Here is a 20,668-nt window from a genome sequence, read left to right on the forward strand (position 1 = left end):
GTATTGCTTTGTAAGATTGTTTCATTATAGAATAGTTTCACAGAAGAATAGTTCGTTAAGTGAACTATATAGATTCGGGAAAGGAGAATGAAGAATGAGTACACCGGATGCAAAAAGTTTGGTGAACCGCTATTTGGATGCTTCCTTTATGGTCAATAAGCGGTTTGATACGCGGATACGTGAACAAGTGGGGCAGACCATAACGACCGATCAGTTCTGCGCACTTCGTCTGATTGAAGAGAAACCTTTCTGCACGCCCTCTGATCTTGCAGAGCTTCTGTGTATAGGTAAGAGCAGCATTACCGCTTTGGTCAACAAGCTGGTGGATCGCGATCTGGTCCATCGGGCCGGGGATGAACGTGACCGCCGCGTTGTATATCTGACACTGACAGATACCGGACGACAGGTATACAAGGAAACAGAACAGGAAATACAGCAGATTCTGGAGCCGTATCTGGTTCATTTTAAACCGGAAGAAGTCCGAATTTTCATTGAATCTTTTGAGAAGCTTGCAGCTTTGCTATCGCATGAAGGAGGACGGGAGAACGAATGAGAACGATACTAAAAGCAAGATGGTGGTTAATGGGGCTATGGGTTGTTGTAGCTGCCGTGTTGATGTTTACCGCTCCTAACATGAGTGAACTGATTCGGGAAAAGGGACAGTTTTCGGTTCCGGAAGGGTACTCTTCCACCCAGGCAGCAGCGATTCTGAATGAAGCTGCAGCACAAAAAGGAGAACAACAGGGGAGCCAGATCGCCCTTGTATTCTATAATCCCGATGGGCTGGGCACCACGGGGAAACAAGAGGCAGAGAAGGCAGTTAAGCAATTGGAGGCCGACAAGGAGAAGCTCGGTATTCTGTCCATTCTGGAACCTTTCTCTCAGCCTGAACTGTCCGAGAAGATGATCTCAGCTGACGGAAAAACGATTCTAACATCGCTATCCATTGATCAGGGAGATCGTACGGTCAAGGAAATGCGGGAAGACCTGAATGAAGCATTGAAGTCCGTCAATGTGGAGCACTACATAACCGGTAAAGGTCTGATTGATGAGGACACCATTGAAAGTTCCCAAGAGGGGCTTAAGAAATCGGAATATATTACCGTTGTCTTTATTTTACTCATTCTGTTCCTGGTCTTCCGTTCGTTTGTAGCTCCTTTTGTCCCGCTACTGACGGTGGGGATCAGTTACATTGTATCGCAACAGATTGTTGCATTTCTGGTGGATGGGATGGACTTCCCGATATCCACGTTTACACAGATCTTTATGGTCGCCGTCATGTTTGGTATTGGTACGGATTACTGTATCCTGCTGATCAGTCGGTTCAAGGAAGAACTGGCTCATCATGAGAATACGTGGGATGCCATCATTGCCACCTATCGTACTGCCGGTAAAACGGTACTCTTCTCAGCACTAGCTGTGCTGGTTGGATTCATTGCGATTGGCTTTGCCCAGTTTATGTTGTACCGTTCTGCGGTTGCCGTAGCTGTAGGTATTGCTGTGATGATGCTTGCCTTGGTGACCATTGTGCCATTCTTCATGGCGGTGCTGGGCAAGAAGTTATTCTGGCCGTCGAAGGGTTCACTTGAACATGCCGAGAGCAAGATCTATGGTGCAGCTGGTCGCTTTTCACTAAAACGTCCATGGGCTGCGCTGCTCATCGTTGCAGCTGTCTGTGTGCCTCTTCTGGCAACCTACGATGGCAAACTGTCGTTCAACAGTCTCGATGAGATTGGCGAGAAATATGATTCAGTAAAAGCATTTAACATTATCTCTGACAGCTTCGGTCCGGGTGAATCACTGCCGGGTCAGATCGTCATCCAGAACGATGAAGCGATGGATAATGCAAAGTATATGGCCGTTGCCGAGAAAATTAGCCGGGAAGTAGAGAAAGTAGCCGGAGTCTCTGGTGTCCGTAGTATGACACGACCTACGGGTGATGAGATTAAAGATTTTGAAGTTACACAGCAAGTGGGAACATTATCGGATGGACTGGGTGAAGGCAAGACGGGTCTGGACAAAATCCGTGATGGCCTGAGTGAAGCCAGCAGTCAGCTAAGTAAAAATGAACCACAGTTAAAAGAAGCTGCTGATGGAGCAGGTGAACTTACCAAAGGAACCTCCCAGTTGCAATCGGGTATCACGCAACTCAGTCAGGGACTTGGGCAGATTGAAAAAGGCATTCGAGATGGTTCCGCAGGTGCGGGTGATCTGAAAGCCGGACTTCAGCAAGCCAAAACGAGTGCAGATCAACTTGCACAGGCGAACAATCAGTTGCTTGAAGCCTATCGTCAGGCGGGAGCAGGGGTCGCTGCGCTGGGGGATGGAACCCGCGAACTGGAACAACAGCTGAACGGGGTTTCAACAGCTCTAACCAGTCTGTCCGAATCCTTCACAGCACTTGAAGAGCGTTATCCTGAATTGCAGCAAGATTCTGATTACCAGCGTATCAAAGGTACGATTGGTGAAACAGGTTCTGGCACAGCGCAGCTTGCTCAAGGTTTGGGTCAGATTAAGACCAAACTTGGGGAAGCCGCTGCTGGAATTAATCAGGCCAATGAAGGGTTTGCCTCCGCAGCAGCCGGACAAAAGGCGCTTGCCGATGGCCTGGGCCAGATTGTAACGGGAATCGGTCAGTTGCAATCCGGTCTCAAACAGGCTGCGGATGGTCAAGGCAAAGTGATTAGTGAAATTCCTTCCATTCAGGATGGACTTGGCCAGCTTCAGGGTGGTCAGGAGAAAATTCAGCAAGGCTTCTCGGATCTGAGTGGTCAGCTGACACAACTGACAGATGGACTGAACCAGAGTGTCGATGGTATTAAACAGGTATCCGGGGGACTGGATTCAGCGCAGGACTACCTGACGCAATTGCAAAATTCACCAGATTCCGATCTGGCAGGCTGGTACGTTCCTGAAGAAGCACTGAACAGCAAAGACTTCACACAGGTATTTGATACGTATTTGTCCGAAGATCGGAAAACGATGACAATTGATGTTATTTTCGCCGAAAATCCATACGGAACAGAAGCCATTGATCGTGTTCCTGACATTGAGGCGGCAGTACATCGCGCGGTACAAGGCAGTACACTTGAAAAAGCAGATATCGCCATAGGTGGCGTTACCAGCACGTTTGCAGATTTGCAGGAGATCTCGAATAACGACTATACACGTACTGTAATGCTGATGCTGGCAGGCACATTTATTATTCTGGTCGTACTGCTTCGCTCGGTCATTATGCCATTGTATCTGATTGTTTCCTTATTACTGGCTTATTTCACATCGATGGCGTTAACTGAAGTGATCTTTGTTAATATCCTCGGATTCGCAGGCATTAGCTGGGTTACTCCGTTCTTCGGATTTGTTATGCTGATTGCACTTGGTGTGGATTATAGCATCTTCCTGATGGACCGTTTCAATGAGAACAAAGGCATGAAAGTACAGGATGCGATGTTGTACGCGATGAAGAACATGGGCACCGTTATTCTATCTGCCGCAGTCATTCTGAGCGGTACATTTGCTGCGATGTATCCATCCGGTGTTCTCTCGATGATGCAGATTGCCACAGTAGTCCTTAGCGGACTGATCTTGTACTCTCTGCTGTTCCTGCCATTCTTCGTCCCAGTGATGGTGAAGATGTTTGGCCGGGCCAACTGGTGGCCGTTCCCGAACAAGGAACAATCAGATTCCGTTGATTCGGATCGGACCATAGGCATGTAATACATTGCAATGAATCAGGCTCTGCCGCGTTATGCGGCAGGGCTTTTTTCTTTTTTTACCTCCACAGAAGGATCACGGTCTTGTGCAAAAGAAAGGTGCATGCCTAAGGACACCATCCCGCGCCTTGTCTTGCCACTCATCATAAGATATAGAGCAATTCATTATTGTTCAGAGAAATCACAGCAGAGAGGGGCGACGGGATGGTATATCGATATGTGGCTATAGGAGATTCATTAACGGTAGGTACAGGAGCGTTGCTGGGCACCGGCTTTGTTCCTTTATATCGGCGAATGGCAGAAATGAATGTTCGTACGTTTGTATCCATGGAAAATATGGGCGTCAATGGACTGACGTCGGGGGAAATGTTGCAGATGATCTCTTCGCATCCCCGAGTGCGGCAATCGCTCCGTGAAGCGGATATCATTACCATATCCATTGGCGGGAATGATCTGATTCGTACGTTTAAAGCAAGTAATGGCATTCCAAATGCCAGCAAAATGACACAGGTGCTTGGAGAAACCCGCAGTAATGTATCCCAGATCATGCGGCACATTCGGCAGTTAAAGGGCAACCATGAGTATATGGTCCGATCCATCGGATTGTACAACCCGTATCCACAAGCGACGGAAGCTGCGTACTGGGTGCGCCAATATAATTCGTTTCTGAATGGAGCCGGATCAGGCAACTATGCGTGTGCTCAGGTGTATGACAGGTTTGAAGGTCGTGAACGTGAACTGTTGTTCTGGGACAGAGTGCATCCCAATGCAAGAGGGTATCGTGTCATTGCGGAGCAGCTTAATCGGACGGGATATTATCCGTTCTCTTGATCACTTTGGAACAGAACTAGACCAAGCGATGGACTTCCTTTAAGATAAATAGAAGTCAGTTCCATTTTGTGAGATAAAGGGGTTAATTTTTGGTGCAAAACATCGATTCCGGTTCCCTCCATCCTTCAGAGCAGCAACGTATATCCGAAGTGTTGGCCTTATATGGTTTCACATCGGATTGGAAAGGCGAGCGTGGAAAGGGTGGGATGAATAATTCTACTTACATGCTCCATGTAGACGGGACTAATTACGTCATGAGACAATATGAAACACATAATGATCCGATGAAAATCACCTTTGAACACGAGGTGCTGGAAGCCCTACAACGTTCGAACTTTAAGCTTGATACACCTTCACCTGTAAGGCGGTTATCTGGTGAGGGAGGTACATTCCTTCCTGTAAAAGATACCCTCACTGGTCATACCAAAATAGTGACTCTGTTTCATTATAGGGAAGGTGTCAATCCCATCTGCCACACACCAGATCAATTGATAGGGCTCGGTAAAGCGGCGGGGGCCCTGTCTTCTGTTATGGCTACGCTGGATATACCACTTGAACCTGTGTATCCACCATACTATCGAATTCAGGATGCGTATCCGCTCTGTTCACCAGAACGATTATTACAGCTATGCACATCGCCGCCGGAGCAATTGGCCGCATGTGCAAATGAGTTGAAGCAACTGAGAGAGGCGCTGCCAGATCTGTTTGAAGCCCTGCGTGGTATGGAACATCTGCCGCATCAATTGGTTCATGGGGACGTGAATGCCTCGAATGTATTGGTAGATCAGCAGGATGGTGAAATCTGTGCCATTTTGGATTTTGAATTTGCGACATGGGATTTGCGGGTAATGGAGCTGGCTGTTCCGATGTCTGACCTCCTTACCATGGACAAGAGTGAAGATTGGATGTGGCAGGCACAGGAGGGACTGATCAGGGGATTTCGGGAACAGGTCAGCCTGAAACCGGAAGAGTTGCTGGCTATACCTCGATTGATTTTGCTGCGTAGTCTGGATGTGGTCATGCATTTCATCAGTCGGATGTTCGAGGGTACAGATGAGCCGGAAGTGGCTGTGGAGCAGATTGTGAAGCTCAAACAGCGGATTGACTGGATGCGTCTTCATGAAGAACGACTGCGTGAGATATTGGTGTATTAATATCGTTGTTAAGAATAAAGTGCACTGGTTCTGCTCATACGAGGGCAGAGATCAGTGCACTTTTATTGGTTAGAAAAGTGATATATGAAGATTACGGCGTATAGCGGATGACATTACAATCCACGTTTGCGGAACCAACTGCGGACAGCCCAGCGGCGCTCCTGACGTTTTTTGTATTTGGGTAACGAACGATAAACGTTCAACGATTGCTCGTAAGCCTGTTTTGCATCAGCATTGCGCCCAAGGGAACGGTGAACCGAGCCGAGCAGATAATAAGCTTCACTGGAAGAGGAATGAATCTCCTGAAACTGATGCACATAATCCAGCGCTTTGTCCTCTTGCGTATCTTTGAAGGCTCCAGCAAGGGTTAGGTACGGGCGTCCGTACTTGACTCTGGGGTTGATCTCGAGGGCTTGCAAAATATGACGTTCGCCTTTTTCGATGTTGCCCAAATGAAGCTCAGTTGTCCCTAATGCCTCCCAGTACTCAGCTGATTGTTCGTATGGGCGCTCCAGTTCAAGCAATAAGGCATGTGCGTCGCTGTAACGCTTGCGCTCAATTAACAGGCGAGCCAGTTCCAGCTTGGAAGAAACTTCATTGGGACTCATGGCAAGCTGTTGCCGAAGCCGTGAGATGTTACGCATACGTTTGAGAGGTTTCGTGAAGCTTGGGAACACCCCAACGTAACGACGATCCAGGAAATACAGTATAACGAGTAAAATGAGGATGGCAATGAACGGATTACCTACAATCCGCCATAGAAGGCCAAAGATAAGAAATTTAATAAGCACAGGTTCAACTCCATTTATGATGTAATCGCGTTTCGTACACTTAAAATATATTTCGACTGATCCAGCGGGTTAACTCCTCTGCGTTTGCGAGCATGATTCACATCCGCAGGACAATCTTGGTATCCGGCAAACGAAGTCGTAAGCACCCCGCGGCCGCTGGTCTCGGAACGCAGTTTCACCGGATAATCCATTGAGGTCGCAAGAGGCATAACTCCTTCAATAATGCAACGTCCGCTACCTATGACGGGGGCTTCGAAGGTTGCCCGCATATGTACCAGATCGCTAAGGGCCTTACCGCCGTATTCTTCCGGGACCGTCAGCCGGAACTGAAGAAGGGGTTCCAGCAACGTAGTACCTGTTCTCGACAATCCATCCATGATTCCCATAGGCGTGGCTACAACAAAATCCAGCGGATGTGTATGCCAGACATGATGTTCCCCTTCCACCAGCGTGATGCGCAGATCGGTGACTTCCCAACCGAGCATACCTTGAGACAAGGCTTCCGGAATTCGTCGTTCAACTTCATTCTGATAACGTAACAGCAGATCTTCTGTCCTTACGGTTGAGGCATAGATCAGACCGCTTCCGCGAGGCAAAGGTTCAATCTTGAAGCGGAGGATGGCCCAGCAGGGCTTAGGCATCGTATAGGCGATGTAACCTTCTCCGGCTGCACGAGGCGTTTCCTTATAGATAACGGATGGTGGATCAAACACGGCGTCCAATCCGAAACGACTCAGCAACAGGCTGGATAAAATCTCAAGCTGAATGGTTCCCATGACCTTGAGATGCAGTTCTCGTTCCTCCGGCAACCATTGCAGGTCGAGTAAGGGGTCTTCATCCGTCAACTCTTGCAATGCTGCAACAAGATCGGGGTAACGTGCCGGGTCCTTGCCATGTACTTGTACGGTCAGCAAAGGTACAGCCATCTGTGGCAGAGGAGGTACACCCTCAGGATTGCCGATAATGTCACCCACATGTGTGTCACTCAGTCCGTACAGCGCAGCAATCTGCCCCGCGTGAACGGCACCGGTATCCGCCCATTTCCGTCCATCCATGCGGCGAATCTGCGTCACTTTCTCTTCAAGCTCCCGCGTCGAATTATGGATGGTATCCCGATTGTGTAAGCTGCCACCATACATACGGACATAAGCCGTGCGTCCCATCGTACGGTCACGTTCAATTTTGAACACAACACCGGATACGGGAGAGTCCACTGGTTGTGCAGGTGGAGGCAGAAATGCAAGGACCGTGTCCAGCAATGCCGTGACGCCAATTCCTTTGCCGGAAGCCCCATAACACACAGGGAACATCTCACCCTGATGCACATACCGCAGGAATGCTTCATTCAGATCCCTTTGTGATAACGGAGTCTCCTGGATGTAGGCTTCCATGACCTTTTCGTCCAGCTCGGCAAGTATCTCGACCAGACCTGGAATGGAAGGTGTGCCATCTGACAGAGAATCTTGATTCGGGTTCCATAGCGAGTCGATGCCATGAAATGAATCTTCGTGGAACTGATACGTTTGGATTTCGCATGCGAAAGGGGACAGGGTGGAACGAATCTGCTCCATTACCGCTGGGGCAGACGCACCAATCCGATCCATTTTATTAATATAAATGATGGTTGGGATGCGAAGTGAACGAAGGGCATGCCAGATGGCTTCACTCTGGGACTGAATGCCTTCAACTGCCGACAGAATGAGAATAGCGCCATCCATTACCCGTAGCGTTCGCTCTACTTCGGAGCTAAAATCAATGTGACCAGGCGTATCAATCAGGTCAATGATGGTGTTTTTCCAGATCAGAGAGGTCATGGCTGCCTGAACGGATATGCCACGTTCTTTCTCAATGTCCAGGGAGTCTGTGGCTGTTGTTCCGTCATCTACACGTCCCGGACTGCGGACGACACCACTCTCAAATAACATATGCTCGGTGGTGGTTGTTTTCCCTGCATCCACATGGGCGAAGATGCCAATATTCCTGCGATTCAATTCGTTTAACATGGAATGCTAAGCTCCTCTGACAACGGAATGCAATGTTTCCGACAAGTAATAATCCAGATTATCATACCACATCTTCCATATGGAAGAATATGTGGATATATATGATTAGACCCAGGAACCTACGTCCAGTCTGGTTCTATTTTAACGTGAACTGTGCATGGTTCTGCGATAAGCTGCGGGTGTTGTACCGGTTAATTTTTTGAATTGACGGTAAAAGTGGGGCAGGCTGTCGAACCCGCAAGCATCGGCCACGGCTGCCATCGTCTCATCACCTTGCACCAGATGTTCTTTCGCCATAATGACCCTTCGTGCTAATGCGTAATCCGTTAGAGTCATTCCCGTGTATCGTTTGAAGGCACGACTGAAATGGGCAGGGGATACAGAGGCGTACTGCGCCAGTTCAGGGAGGGAAAGGCCATTCCGAAGGTTCTCGTCAATATGAGAGATCGTAGAAGAGAGCCAGGAGGGACCCGGAGCGGATTTACCCGGATTCGCAGGTCCCGCAGCTTCCAGACGTTCCAGAAAAATGAGCAACAGTTGCAGCCTTAACAGGGCCGCATGTGCGCTTAGATGATGACCGAGCTGGAATTCGGTCTGAATATCATCAATGAGGGCGGCCACCTGTGATTGCTCCTCTGTGTTCAAATGCCTCTTATACACACGTTGTTTACGACAACGTTCAAACAGGCTTAGCAAGGAAGAAGCAGCGCCTCCGGCGGTCGATGCCAGCAAGCCCGGGCTGAAGAACAATGCGGAAGATGTGACAGGATTGCCTGCATCCGGCAAAGCTCGATGAACCGTGCTGCCCGGTATAATGAACAGGTCTCCTTCTTGCATATTCTCAAGTCCCGTATCAATAAAGATGCTTCCCTGACCCCGATATACATAGATAATTTCATGCCAGTCGTGAAGGTGATCTGGCAATTCGTTCTGAGGGGATTTGGTATCGCTGTACACCAGGCGGAACGGAATACCGGATTCTGCTTGAATAGTCGTACGAACAGGTGAACGTTCCATAAAGACTCCTTTCCAGACGATCGTCTTCAACGAGATGTTATACCTGGTCATGAGAGAGTATATTTACCGCAATATAAGCAATTTAATTTCCTTTTATTGATGATACAATGAATTTAAAGCGTTTACAATAAAAGGGTGCAGAGCCTTTGAGCTGCATTCCGACAGTACAAATAATCGATGAGGTGAGTGTCCATGTCGGCAAGCACAAAACGGCCAAGGTTGAAGCTGAATTTACTGGGGAGCGATGGTCAGCGCAAGTGCAAGGAGATTATGGAACGTCCCGTGAAGGTTTTGCAGATTGGAGAAGGTAATTTCTTGCGGGGATTTGCAGACTGGATGCTTCATGAGAGTGCCAGACAAGGCAAATTCCATGGAAGTGTAGCTGTTACCCAACCACGACCGGGAGGCAAAGCCAAGCTGGAGCAGATTCGTGATCAGGATGGATTATATACGATGATTACGCGAGGGCTGTCTCAAGGGAAGCCGGTTGAGCGGACAGAGTTGATCTCCATTTTCTCACAGTGTATCAATCCGTATGAGGAATGGGATGCCTTTCTGAACTTGGCGGAACTGCCTTCACTTGAGTTCGTTATTTCCAATACAACCGAATCAGGATTGAAATATACGTATGCGGACTATATCGAGGGTGAACCCGTCCAATCATTTCCGGGGAAATTAACAGTTTTCCTGCATCAGCGATATTTGAAATTTGATGGTGATCCATCCAGAGGTTTGATTCATCTGCCATGCGAGCTGCTTGAAGGCAATGGTGACGTGCTTCGAAGTTGTGTTCTCCGCCATAGTGAGGATTATGGGTATTCGGATGGCTTCCGTTCATGGATCGAGAACCATAATCACTTCCTGAACAATCTGGTAGATCGAATCGTAACAGGTGCGCCGACCCAGGAGGAAGCCGATTCCCTGACGAATCGCTGGGGGTATGAGGACCAGTTGATTAATACGGCAGAGCCATATCATTTCTGGGCCATTCAGGGTGATGAATCATTGGACAAAAAACTTCCTCTCAAGCAGGCAGGTCTCAATGTACATTGGGTGAAAGATCTGAAGCCTTTTCAGGTACGCAAGGTTCGTATTTTGAATGGGGCACATACCTTAATGTCATCCCTCGGCATTCTGCAAGGTAAGCAGCATGTGAGAGAAACGATGGAAGATCCACATTTTGGCTCATGGATCAGGGAAGCTGTGCATCAGGAGATCGTGCCTGCTCTGGATATGCCCGATCATCAGCTGGACCAGTATGCAGAAGAAGTGTTCGAACGGTTCCTTAACCCGTATATTGATCACAAATTGCAAGATATTGCTTTGAATACGATCGGAAAATTCAAGGTGCGTGTGCTGCCAACACTTTTGTCTTACGAGCAAAATCAGGGAAGTTGGCCAGAACGTTTAATTCAAGGGTTTGCTGGATTATTGTGTCTCTATCGTCCGGTAAATACGCCAGAAGGTTACAAGGCACAACGACTGAATGGAGAGGACATTCTGCTGCGGGATGACCCGGATGTCCTGGCTGCTTTGGCTGCACACTGGGACGGTTATGACACGCTTAACAGGGATCAGAACCAACTGGATAACCGGGTAGCGGCTGTGTTGTCAGATACCCTGATCTGGGGCGAAAATCTGGATGCAAGAGAAGGGCTGCGTGCAGCACTTGTTCGTGAAATCGGATTGTTGGAAGGTGAAGGGAAATGAACACAACAAGTACAATCAATGACTGGATTGCCATTCAACCACAGGATGATGTCATTATAGCGCTTCGGGATTATGCCAAAGGAGAATGCATCACCCTGCCAGACGGTGTTTCTTTTACCTTGCTGGATGACGTGCCCAAAGGGCATAAGATTGCTGTGCATACCCTGGCACCGGGTGATGATGTGATGAAGTATGGTTTCTCCATCGGGATTGCCCAAGAGCAGATTGAGCAGGGAAGCTGGATTCATAGTCACAACCTGAAGACGGGTCTGCACGGATTACTTGAATATGAGTATCAGCCGGGCGCGCAGGTTCAGACGGACATGCCTCCGGAACATCTGCGCTCATTTGATGGATATTTGCGCCCCAATGGTGACGCAGGTATTCGTAATGAGATCTGGATTGTGAATACGGTTGGATGTATCAATAAAGTGTGTGAAGCTTTGGCACGTATGGGGCAGTCCCAGTTTGGAAGCCGGGTCGATGGTGTATTTCACTTTCCGCATCCATTCGGGTGTTCACAGCTTGGTGATGATCTGAAGTATACACAACAGTTGCTGGCCTCCTTGGTGGAGCATCCGAATGCAGGAGGCGTGCTTGTCATCGGTCTGGGCTGTGAGAACAATCAGGTCGATGAATTCCGTGAGTGTATTGCTCCGGAATACCGCGGTAAAGTACGGTTTCTCAAAGCACAGGAAACGGATGACGAGCTTGAGGAAGGGCTTCGACTGATGGAAGAACTTGTGGAGATCGTTGAACATGAACAACGGCAGCCGCTTCCGCTCAGTAAACTTAAAATTGGTTTGAAGTGTGGCGGTTCCGATGGTTTATCCGGCATTACAGCTAATCCGCTGGTCGGTGCAGTTGCTGATATGTTGGTTGCTGCCGGGGGTACGGCTATTCTGACGGAAGTTCCGGAGATGTTTGGTGCGGAGACGATCTTAATGAACCGGGCTGCCAATGAGCAGGTATTTCACGATTTGGTGGACCTCGTGAACGGCTTCAAGCAATATTTTGTGAACCATGGCCAGAACATCTATGAGAATCCTTCACCTGGGAATAAGGCTGGTGGCATCACAACGCTGGAGGAAAAGTCACTTGGATGTACGCAAAAGGGAGGACGTTCTTCCGTAGTCGACGTTCTGCGTTATGGCAAACGTGTAACTCAAACCGGTCTGAACATTGTAGAAGCACCGGGTAATGACCTGGTATCTGTAACGGCACTGTCTGCGGCGGGTGCACATATTGTGCTCTTCACAACAGGGCGGGGGACTCCCTTCGGAGGTCCGGTACCTACCGTCAAGATTGCGACCCAATCCGATCTGGCGAATCGCAAAAAACACTGGATTGACTTCAACGCAGGCCAGCTGTTGGAGGGGCAGACGATGGATGAGGTGAAAGTACAGCTGTTCAGCCAACTGATTGATATTGCTTCAGGACGGTCACACACACTCAGTGAGCAGCATGGATTCCGGGAGATTGCCATATTCAAGGATGGAGTAATTCTCTAAATCGTTCTGGATGGAGGCTGTTTATCGTCTGGGTTACATTATATGGTGAACCACAGCCAATTCCGGTTGAAATTTGCACTACAACCGGGATTGGCTTTATTTAGATTCCACGGATGCCAAGCGCTTTGGCGATGCTTGATAATGCGGCTGGTGAGGCATGTTGTTGCAGTTGTGCAACCAGCAGTTCACGCGCCTCTGCAACGCTACCTTCAAACGGCTTAATGCCGTGACGTTCCATCCAGTGACCAGCAGTCTCGTATGCGGAGCTGTTCCAGGCGACTTTGCCTTCTGCGAGCCCCTCTTTTTCTTTGGTGCCACTGATCACAATAGCTGCACAGCCCTGAAGGTCCAGAAGTCCACGGTCAAATGTTTTTTTGTCCTCTTTTGCCCCGAAACCGGCTTGTGATCGTAAAGCACGTCCATCGATGCCTTCCTGTTCTGTAACTAACGCATGGAGTTTGAACGCTTCACGGGAGAGCAGACCCGCTTCATACTGTTCCTTGATGGTTCTGGAGTCGGCAAGCAGTCGATGTACCCAAGGGAAGTATTCAGATGAGACAAGAAGCGCTTTCTTTTTGACAAATTTTCCATATGCAGCAATGCCCTCCTCAGCCAGGCGTGAACGCCATAACCAGGGATCGAATTCATCATCCTTGTGCCAATGTTCTTTGGGGGTTAGCGATGAAAGAGAAGGATATTCGGCAAATAGTGGTGCCAGAGGCAGCAGCCCTATAGTTTGGATACGCTGTACTGCTTCTTCGTACGTTGTAACGGCTTCATATGTCATGATATCAGTAGGCTCCTTTTTGTGTGTAGTCATGCTACGACTTGGTTGATGCAAGGTATCTCCGGCTCACTTCCTCGGCATGCTGACGAATCTCACTGCGAAGTTGGAGGGGTTCGATCACTTCGGCTTCACGTCCCAATCGGTAAAAGAATCGTACGGCCCAGTCCCATTCCCCTGGTGGACAAAGGAATGATAATTCCCAGAGATCCGGGGCAATTTCAATCATCTTTTCACCAATATGCTCGTCCTGTTCAGCTTCAATCATTCCCCTATAGCTCAGTTGTGCCTTAACCAGGGTTGGCGGCTGTTCTGGAGGGATCGGCTTACTCTGTTGTTGCTCCGCCTGTTCGTTAAGCACCAATGCATCCTGTGGTTCGATCTCTTTGACATCGGTAATTCGGTCAACCCGGAACAGACGCTGTTCACCATGTTCGAGGGAATATGCTTCACAGTACCAGAAGCCGGAGGAAGCATATACCCGTGTGGGACAGATATGCAACCAACGCTGACGTGATGCGGAGCGATACAGCACACTAAGCCACCCGTGTTCGGGTATACATGCCAGCAGTGCGTCCAGATGAGGAAGAATGTAATTGCGGTCTGGAATATGATGATGCAGTTGTTTGAGCATGGGATCAATTCGCGACATAATATCATCCGGAATGATAGCCTTAACTTTGTTCATCAGGGTCCAGCGTTTCTCATGAAAGGGTGTGTCGGCGTAGCGACTTAGACCTTCAAGAGCGAATAAGAGCGTCGCTGCTTCTACCGGGTCCAGCTGTAATGGGGGTAATACGTAACCCTCCATAAGACTGAAACCGCCTCCCGGACCGGAAATGGCAATAATGGGCACATTCATCTCGGAGAGGGATTGAATATCCCGAAGAATCGTGCGACGGGAAACCTCAAATTTCTCACCTAATGAGTGTGCCGTTTCGTGACCATGCTGTAATGCCATTACAATGGCAGCAAGCCGATTTGTTCTGTTCATGTCAGCCACTCCGTTTCGATCTGCGCCGCCGGAAAGTGATGTCGTAGTTATATTTCTATTGTAACAACGAATAAGTGACATCATGAGTGTCACCAATTTTTCAACTGTTCATTATTTTATAATGGATCAGCATCAGGATTCACAAGCATGTTCCGGCAGGCTTTGTTAAAATGTGTTTCTCGTCCAATTCGCTTTGCATACTGATATTTCCTTCTATCAAAAAGACCACAGATCATGCCCAAAACCCGTATCCGGTGTAGACAGATACGGGAAGTAGCAGCTTTTGGCTTACAGAAGACGATAAAGGTCTGAAATCTATACCAATATCCTCGCTGAAGACAATAACAAGTATAAAAGGAATGAATATGTGACACTTTGTATCGCGGGTATTTCTATCACATTATATTATTCCGAATGATTCCAATTAAGCGAAATCGCTTATTTCATTTCGAGCAATTGCACTCCACGGGCTTCAATCTCAACACTTCCCGAAAGCTCACGATTGGTGAGCAGATCATGTGCCTTAGTTGTTCCCAGATCATAGGATTGTGTGGTTGCGTTATGGTTCATGACAAACAGGTAGGGTCTGCCGTCTTTGGTTCGTGCGCTTACTTCAACACCTTCTGGTGTCTCAAGCAAGGATTCTACGTTCTTGGCTGCTGCAAGCTGTCCCAGCAAACCATCCAGGAAGCGCTCATCCGGGTCGGATGCAACGTACCAGGCTTCACCTTGACCAAAGGTATTACGTGTCACAACAGGCATGCCTTTATAAAAGTCGTCTCCATACTCCGCGATGATTTCGGCTCCTTCACTGTGCAGCAGGTCACACAGCATGCCGCAGCCATACTCTCCTTGAAGATCACCGTAGGTTTCTTTGAGGACAATGCGGTTCTTTTGCTCAGGTAGCAGGGCATCAATCTCTTCCACCCAGATTCCGAGCAGTTTACGAAGTTCTCCCGGATATCCACCTGTGGTCACGAGATCGTTCTCGTTGACAATGCCGCTGAAGAAGGTCGTCAGGAATGTTCCACCTGCTTCAACATACTTCTCCAGTTTGGCGGCAAACCCTGGTTTAAGCATGTAAAGAACAGGGGCAAGGACAATATCGTATTTGCTCATATCCGTATCCACACTGATGATATCTACTTGTATGTTGCGGCGGAAGAAGGCTGCGTAGTATTTATGGATCTGATCCACATAGTTCAGGGCAACCGTAGGTCCGCTTGATTTTTCGATGGCCCACCAGTTATCCCAGTCGAACACAATGGCTACTTTGGATTCAACAGATGCATCCAGCGTGGTATCTCCAAGGATCTGCAATTCCTTGCCCAGCTCAGCGACTTCGCGGAATACACGTGTATTCTCATGCCCAGCATGCTCAATAACTGCACCATGATACTTCTCACAGGCACCAATGGAGCGACGAAGCTGGAAGAACATAATGGTATCGGCTCCGTGCGCAACAGATTGATAACTCCACAGACGCATGACACCTGGACGTTTCAGTGAGTTATATGGCTGCCAGTTCTGCTGACTTGGTGTTTGCTCCATCAGCATGAACGGTTGACCATCTTTCAGTCCGCGCATAAGGTCATGAGCCATTGCCGTGAAGCTGACAGGAGTGGCGAGACCAGGATAACTGTCCCAGGAGACGATATCCAAATATTTTGCCCATTTGAAATAGTCCAATTGTTTGAAGAATCCCATCAGATTGGTAGTAACGACGGAGTCCGGAATATGTTTTTTGATTGCATCGTATTCCAACAGATAACAATCCAGCATGCTGTCGGAGTTAAAGCGAGAGTAGTCCAGCGAGATTCCCTGGAACGTTGAATTGTTGTTACCCCAATGTTCGCTCAGGTTACTCGGTAATACAATCTCGTCCCAATCGTAGAAGGTATGCCCCCAGAAATTCGTATTCCATGCTTTGTTGACCTGTTCCAGAGTCTGATAGCGTTCTTTCAGATACACGCGGAACGCTTTTTCACAGTTGTCACAGTAGCACTCACCGCCATATTCGTTGGAGATGTGCCATACGAGAACCGCGGGGTGATCCTTGTATTGTTCGGCCAGTTTATCCGCAATCTTCTCAGCGTATTTGCGATAGGTCGGGCTGTTGGGACAGGAATTATGGCGCCCACCGAATTTGCGTTTGCGTCCATCGGCATCTACACGAAGCACGTCTGGATATTTCTTTGCCATCCAGGCCGGATGGGCAGCAGTGCTTGTTGCAAGGCATATATAGACACCGTTTTCATGTAAACGATTAATTAGTTGGTCGAGTTCTTCAAAACGGTAAGTAACTTCATCAGGCTGAATCAGTGCCCATGAAAATACGTTGATTGTGGCAATATCAATGCCTGCCAATTGGAACATGCGCAGGTCTTCAAGGTGGGTTTCGTGATCCCACTGTTCCGGGTTATAATCGCCCCCGTAGAACATTTTGGGCAGTTTGTTACTAATCAATGTGTTCACCTCTTGTATAAGAATAATCCTATACTATATGATACATATGACTTTTAAAATATAATAAAAGTAATGACTGATATAAGAATACGGAAGTGTATTTCAGCTTGTACCCAAGGAGGCATCCCATGTTTATCTCCCCCCGACATCAACGATATTTCATGACATCACGTGATCAGCCGTTGCCCCTTTATATTGAGAGCCTAGGTTATAACGGCAATCAGGAGAAGGTGTCCAGACCTGTGGGGTATCCCTGTTACCATTGGCTTCAGACAGTAAAGGGAGCCGGAGAATTCAAGTTTGCCGGGTCCACGGTCGTACTGGGGGAAGCATCAGGTATTTTGCTGCCGCCAAATGAACCGCATGAATATGTGCGCGCCCAAGGAGAGTGGGAGACATTCTATATTACATTTGGCGGTTCCCAGTGTCCGGCAATCTTGGAGTCACTTAGTCTGGGTGAAGCAGCGTTGCATCAGTGGGAGCAGAGCAGTCCGTTCAATGATTACGGCCAGGAAGTGCTGGATTCGATCAGAAGTGATCAGGATTTGTCGGGACTCGAGGCGTCAGCGGATATATATCGATTTCTGATTTTGCTCAAAAAACATGGCATGACCGGCAATCGCTCTTCGATCTCTCATGCCGTGGAGAGACTCGCTCCGCTCATTGCATTCATGGAACAGCATTATGCGAATCCTGAGATTGGTCTCGAACATATGGCTGACGTCACGGGGATCTCATCCAGACATCTGAACACCTTGTTCAAGCAGTCCTTTGGCATGACAGCCTACAGTTATTTCATTTTGCTGCGCATTCGCAAAGCTAAGGAAATCATGACCGCAGACTATAGACCCACGATTAGGGAAACTGCAGTTAGGGTAGGGTTTCGCGATGCAAGCCATTTTGTAGCAACCTTTCGCAGGATTGAGGGGGTGACTCCTGAACAGTTCCGTAATTTGTACTAACATGTACCCAAATGAACAAAAAGTGATGCCAGGAAGGTATTGATGCGTTAGGGTCATTACCGTTATGATGGTATCGATTCCTGAGATTCGAAAACGTTTAAACGGACCCATGTATCCGTTCTACTTGGAGAGGATGATTGAAGATGACAACAACTATACCCTTATGGGATCATGCTGCACCTTATGCAGCCCAGGGTCATGAAGACGAGATGCCACATTTGATTCCATTTATTCAGCCCGGTTCCGAGAGCGCTGTCATTGTATGTCCAGGGGGCGGTTATGGATTCTTGGCTGATCATGAAGGTGCTCCAATAGCGGAATTGTTGAACCGTGCAGGTATAAGTGCATTTGTCCTGAATTATCGGGTGGCGCCTCACCAGCATCCTGCACCGATAACAGATGGTCAGCGTGCCATACGTTATGTTCGTGCTCATGCTGAGCAGTATGGCATCAACCCTGCTAAGATTGCAGTACTTGGTTTCTCCGCAGGCGGACATCTCACAGCAACACTGGGAACGCTGTATGACGAGGGACAACCGGATCATGAGGACCTCATCGAACGCCAGAGTTCACGCCCGGACCGAGTTATTCTCTGTTATCCGGTCATTACGATGGAGTCCTATGGACATGCCGGTTCCCGTGAGAATTTGCTTGGGTCGGACGCCTCTGCCGAGCAGATCAAGGCTTTCAGTGCGGAGCAGCAGGTAAGAGCGGATGCTCCTGAAGCGTTCATCTGGCATACCAGCGATGACCAGGCAGTACCTGTAGAGAATAGCTTGCGTTACGCACTTGCATTGGGTGCGCATGGCATCCCCTATGACTTGCACGTTTTTGAGAAAGGGTCACATGGACTTGGATTGGCTGAGGACAACCACGCGGTTCGGGTATGGTCAGATCTGTGTCTCACATGGCTCAAGAATCAAGGCTGGTAATCACTGATTGGATAACAACTTAACGGTCTGATTAATCAATTATTCTTATATTAGCGCCTTGGAGCGAAGGAGAAAATGACGATGAAATTGCAGAAAAATGACAAGCTTCTGTTTATCGGGGATTCAATTACAGATTGTGGTCGGGAACATCCTGTAGGCGAAGGAAGTTCAGGTCTGGGCCATGGTTACGTAGCGCAAGTCTATGCCCTCTTGCGGTCCATCTATCCGGAATTGATGTTGCGTGTCCAGAATGTGGGTAATGGTGGAAATACGATTCGTGATCTGAAACAGCGTTGGGATCGTGATGTGCTTGACCTTAAACCGGACTGGCTGACGATCATGATCGGCATTAATGATGTATGGCGTCAGTTCGACAACCCATTGTCAACAGACTCACATGTGTTTCTTGAAGAATACGAATCCACATTGCGTGAACTGGTGGCTTCGGTTCGTCCCAACCTGAAAGGTCTGGTACTAATGACACCTTATTATCTTGAGGCTAATCCGGAAGACCCGATGCGGGCAACGATGGATATCTACGGAGAAGCGGTACGCAGGGTAGCCAGTGAGTATGATGCAGTGTATGTGGATACACAGGCTGCATTTGCTCCATTTTGGGATCATTTCTATACGTCTGTGCTGACTTATGACCGGGTACATCCGGATGCAACGGGCCATATGGTACTGTCCAAAGCATTCTTGGATGCCATCGGATTCGAATGGTCAGGCAGCGTCAAATCTGAATAAGGACGTGAGGGCATGAGCGACGTAACTGTAGCAGTACAAACCCCGGCATTACTGGGGGAAGGTCCAAGCTGGGATGCAGAGAACAATCGATTGTTGTGGGTAGATATTGAAAGCTTCAAGGTGCATGTGTATGATCCAGCTACAGGGCAGGATCAGGCTTATGATGTCGGTGAACATGTCGGGGCTGTTGTTCCCTATCGTGGTGACGAAGTTGTGGTTGCTTTACGCAGTGGATTCCATACGTATCACTTGCTTACGGGTGAGCTGCAGGCTATTGAAGACCCTGAACAAGATAAGGATACCAATCGTTTTAATGATGGAAAATGTGATGCGAAGGGCCGCTTCTGGGCAGGCACGATGAGCATGAATAATGAGAGCAAAGCCGGATCATTGTATTGTTTGGAGCAAGGGCAACCCGTTCGCACAATGGTACAAGGTGTGTCTACATCCAACGGTCTGGGCTGGAGTCCGGATCGGCAGAACATGTATTACATTGATACCCCGACACGTTCTATTGACCGGTTTGATTTTGATCTGACGGCAGGTACGATACAAAATCGGACAAGTATCATTCACATACCGGAGGAATTCGGTTTTCCGGATGGGATGACGGTTGATGGTGAGGGCATGCTGTGGGTTGCGCACTGGGGCGGAGGAAGAGTCACTCGTTGGAACCCGCATACATCAGAACTGTTGCAACAGATCGAGGTGCCGGCAGATCAGGTAACATCCTGCTGTTTTGGTGGACCGGATCTCGAAGAGTTATACATTACAACAGCACGTATAGGGATTAAGGAAGAACGTTTGAAAGAGACACCGGATGCGGGCTCACTTTTTGTCATCAGACCGGGCGTTAAAGGGCAGGAGACTCACGCTTATGGTAGCCAGCAATAAACAGGTGCCAATTATGTAGTGAACCTTAGTGAACCTCTGCCTGGTTTGCCAGGAAAGAAACGATTCCATTTTTTTACTCTTATATAAAATGTCGAAAGGTGCTGTTCTAACAGCATCTTTTTTTGTTGTATAAACCAGTTTAAACACTGAAAATATTTT

Annotated in this window: 16 protein-coding genes; 10 read left to right on the forward strand and 6 right to left on the reverse strand. The window is 48.3% G+C overall.

What is annotated here, in order from left to right:
* The first annotated feature begins 94 nt into the window (after positions 1–94).
* The 4 genes from MKY95_RS11710 to MKY95_RS11725 all read left to right on the forward strand — a co-directional run bounded on the left by MKY95_RS11710 (position 95) and on the right by MKY95_RS11725 (position 5,698).
* Positions 95–553: a MarR family transcriptional regulator gene (locus MKY95_RS11710; protein WP_339198846.1), complete on the forward strand. Its 459-nt coding sequence runs from the start codon at positions 95–97 to the stop codon at positions 551–553.
* Complete coding sequence (locus MKY95_RS11715; RefSeq protein WP_339198849.1) at positions 550–3,717, forward strand: MMPL family transporter; 3,168 nt, start codon at positions 550–552, stop codon at positions 3,715–3,717. The genes MKY95_RS11710 and MKY95_RS11715 overlap by 4 nt, the downstream gene beginning before the upstream one ends.
* 200 nt (positions 3,718–3,917) lie before the next feature.
* A complete protein-coding gene (locus MKY95_RS11720) occupies positions 3,918–4,544 on the forward strand; it encodes a GDSL-type esterase/lipase family protein (protein ID WP_017689264.1) in 627 nt (208 codons plus the stop codon).
* Positions 4,545–4,636: 92 nt separating this feature from the next.
* A complete protein-coding gene (locus tag MKY95_RS11725; RefSeq protein WP_339198852.1) occupies positions 4,637–5,698 on the forward strand; it encodes a phosphotransferase in 1,062 nt (353 codons plus the stop codon).
* A gap of 113 nt (positions 5,699–5,811) precedes the next feature.
* On the opposite strand, the gene MKY95_RS11730 is transcribed toward MKY95_RS11725, so the two are convergent.
* The 3 genes from MKY95_RS11730 to MKY95_RS11740 form a co-directional block, all read right to left on the reverse strand.
* The gene (locus MKY95_RS11730; protein WP_339198855.1) at positions 5,812–6,489 is read right to left on the reverse strand and encodes a tetratricopeptide repeat protein; all 678 of its coding nucleotides are present in this window, start codon (positions 6,487–6,489) and stop codon (positions 5,812–5,814) included.
* 14 nt (positions 6,490–6,503) lie between these two features.
* The gene (locus tag MKY95_RS11735; RefSeq protein ID WP_339198858.1) at positions 6,504–8,492 is read right to left on the reverse strand and encodes a translation factor GTPase family protein; all 1,989 of its coding nucleotides are present in this window, start codon (positions 8,490–8,492) and stop codon (positions 6,504–6,506) included.
* Positions 8,493–8,633: 141 nt separating this feature from the next.
* Positions 8,634–9,560, reverse strand: coding sequence for an AraC family transcriptional regulator (locus tag MKY95_RS11740; protein WP_339198861.1), 927 nt, complete (start codon positions 9,558–9,560; stop codon positions 8,634–8,636).
* A 141-nt stretch (positions 9,561–9,701) separates the two neighbouring features.
* Here MKY95_RS11740 and MKY95_RS11745 point away from each other — a divergent pair, with 141 nt between their 5' ends.
* Both MKY95_RS11745 and MKY95_RS11750 read left to right on the forward strand, forming a co-directional pair.
* Positions 9,702–11,219 carry a tagaturonate reductase gene (locus MKY95_RS11745; RefSeq protein ID WP_339198863.1) on the forward strand — a complete coding sequence of 506 codons (1,518 nt, stop codon included), beginning with the start codon at positions 9,702–9,704 and terminating at the stop codon, positions 11,217–11,219.
* Complete coding sequence (locus MKY95_RS11750) at positions 11,216–12,730, forward strand: altronate dehydratase family protein (protein ID WP_338708415.1); 1,515 nt, start codon at positions 11,216–11,218, stop codon at positions 12,728–12,730. The genes MKY95_RS11745 and MKY95_RS11750 overlap by 4 nt, the downstream gene beginning before the upstream one ends.
* Before the next feature lie 100 nt (positions 12,731–12,830).
* On the opposite strand, the gene MKY95_RS11755 is transcribed toward MKY95_RS11750, so the two are convergent.
* The 3 genes from MKY95_RS11755 to MKY95_RS11765 all read right to left on the reverse strand — a co-directional run bounded on the left by MKY95_RS11755 (position 12,831) and on the right by MKY95_RS11765 (position 16,974).
* A complete protein-coding gene (locus MKY95_RS11755) occupies positions 12,831–13,550 on the reverse strand; it encodes a hypothetical protein (RefSeq protein ID WP_339198866.1) in 720 nt (239 codons plus the stop codon).
* 1 nt (position 13,551) lies between these two features.
* Positions 13,552–14,508, reverse strand: coding sequence for a YafY family protein (locus MKY95_RS11760; protein ID WP_339198869.1), 957 nt, complete (start codon positions 14,506–14,508; stop codon positions 13,552–13,554).
* A 438-nt stretch (positions 14,509–14,946) separates the two neighbouring features.
* On the reverse strand, positions 14,947–16,974 hold the full coding sequence (locus MKY95_RS11765) for a beta-galactosidase (RefSeq protein ID WP_036670290.1): 2,028 nt from the start codon (positions 16,972–16,974) through the stop codon (positions 14,947–14,949).
* A 128-nt stretch (positions 16,975–17,102) separates the two neighbouring features.
* On the opposite strand from MKY95_RS11765, the gene MKY95_RS11770 reads away from it, so the two are divergent.
* From MKY95_RS11770 to MKY95_RS11785, 4 genes are all read left to right on the forward strand, one after another.
* On the forward strand, positions 17,103–17,936 hold the full coding sequence (locus MKY95_RS11770) for an AraC family transcriptional regulator (RefSeq protein WP_036670294.1): 834 nt from the start codon (positions 17,103–17,105) through the stop codon (positions 17,934–17,936).
* Positions 17,937–18,079: 143 nt separating this feature from the next.
* Positions 18,080–18,868 carry an alpha/beta hydrolase gene (locus MKY95_RS11775; RefSeq protein WP_036609494.1) on the forward strand — a complete coding sequence of 263 codons (789 nt, stop codon included), beginning with the start codon at positions 18,080–18,082 and terminating at the stop codon, positions 18,866–18,868.
* An 81-nt stretch (positions 18,869–18,949) separates the two neighbouring features.
* Positions 18,950–19,615 (forward strand): SGNH/GDSL hydrolase family protein, encoded by a 666-nt coding sequence (locus MKY95_RS11780; RefSeq protein ID WP_017689253.1) that lies wholly within the window; start codon positions 18,950–18,952, stop codon positions 19,613–19,615.
* A gap of 12 nt (positions 19,616–19,627) precedes the next feature.
* Positions 19,628–20,509, forward strand: coding sequence for an SMP-30/gluconolactonase/LRE family protein (locus MKY95_RS11785; RefSeq protein ID WP_036670296.1), 882 nt, complete (start codon positions 19,628–19,630; stop codon positions 20,507–20,509).
* Positions 20,510–20,668 lie beyond the last annotated feature (159 nt).

The organism is Paenibacillus sp. FSL P4-0176 (assembly GCF_037975265.1).
In the GTDB taxonomy this organism is placed as follows: Bacteria; Bacillota; Bacilli; order Paenibacillales; family Paenibacillaceae; genus Paenibacillus; species Paenibacillus amylolyticus.

Excerpts from the sequence above, each read along its gene's own strand:
- MKY95_RS11710 (WP_339198846.1), top strand. The coding sequence starts at position 95 with ATGAGTACACCGGATGCAAAAAGTTTGGTGAACCGCTATTTGGATGCT.
- MKY95_RS11715 (WP_339198849.1), top strand. The coding sequence starts at position 550 with ATGAGAACGATACTAAAAGCAAGATGGTGGTTAATGGGGCTATGGGTT.
- MKY95_RS11720 (WP_017689264.1), top strand. The coding sequence starts at position 3,918 with ATGGTATATCGATATGTGGCTATAGGAGATTCATTAACGGTAGGTACA.
- MKY95_RS11735 (WP_339198858.1), bottom strand. The coding sequence starts at position 8,492 with ATGTTAAACGAATTGAATCGCAGGAATATTGGCATCTTCGCCCATGTG.
- MKY95_RS11740 (WP_339198861.1), bottom strand. The coding sequence starts at position 9,560 with ATGACCAGGTATAACATCTCGTTGAAGACGATCGTCTGGAAAGGAGTC.
- MKY95_RS11745 (WP_339198863.1), top strand. The coding sequence starts at position 9,702 with ATGTCGGCAAGCACAAAACGGCCAAGGTTGAAGCTGAATTTACTGGGG.
- MKY95_RS11750 (WP_338708415.1), top strand. The coding sequence starts at position 11,216 with ATGAACACAACAAGTACAATCAATGACTGGATTGCCATTCAACCACAG.
- MKY95_RS11755 (WP_339198866.1), bottom strand. The coding sequence starts at position 13,550 with ATGACTACACACAAAAAGGAGCCTACTGATATCATGACATATGAAGCC.
- MKY95_RS11760 (WP_339198869.1), bottom strand. The coding sequence starts at position 14,508 with ATGAACAGAACAAATCGGCTTGCTGCCATTGTAATGGCATTACAGCAT.
- MKY95_RS11770 (WP_036670294.1), top strand. The coding sequence starts at position 17,103 with ATGTTTATCTCCCCCCGACATCAACGATATTTCATGACATCACGTGAT.
- MKY95_RS11775 (WP_036609494.1), top strand. The coding sequence starts at position 18,080 with ATGACAACAACTATACCCTTATGGGATCATGCTGCACCTTATGCAGCC.
- MKY95_RS11780 (WP_017689253.1), top strand. The coding sequence starts at position 18,950 with ATGAAATTGCAGAAAAATGACAAGCTTCTGTTTATCGGGGATTCAATT.
- MKY95_RS11785 (WP_036670296.1), top strand. The coding sequence starts at position 19,628 with ATGAGCGACGTAACTGTAGCAGTACAAACCCCGGCATTACTGGGGGAA.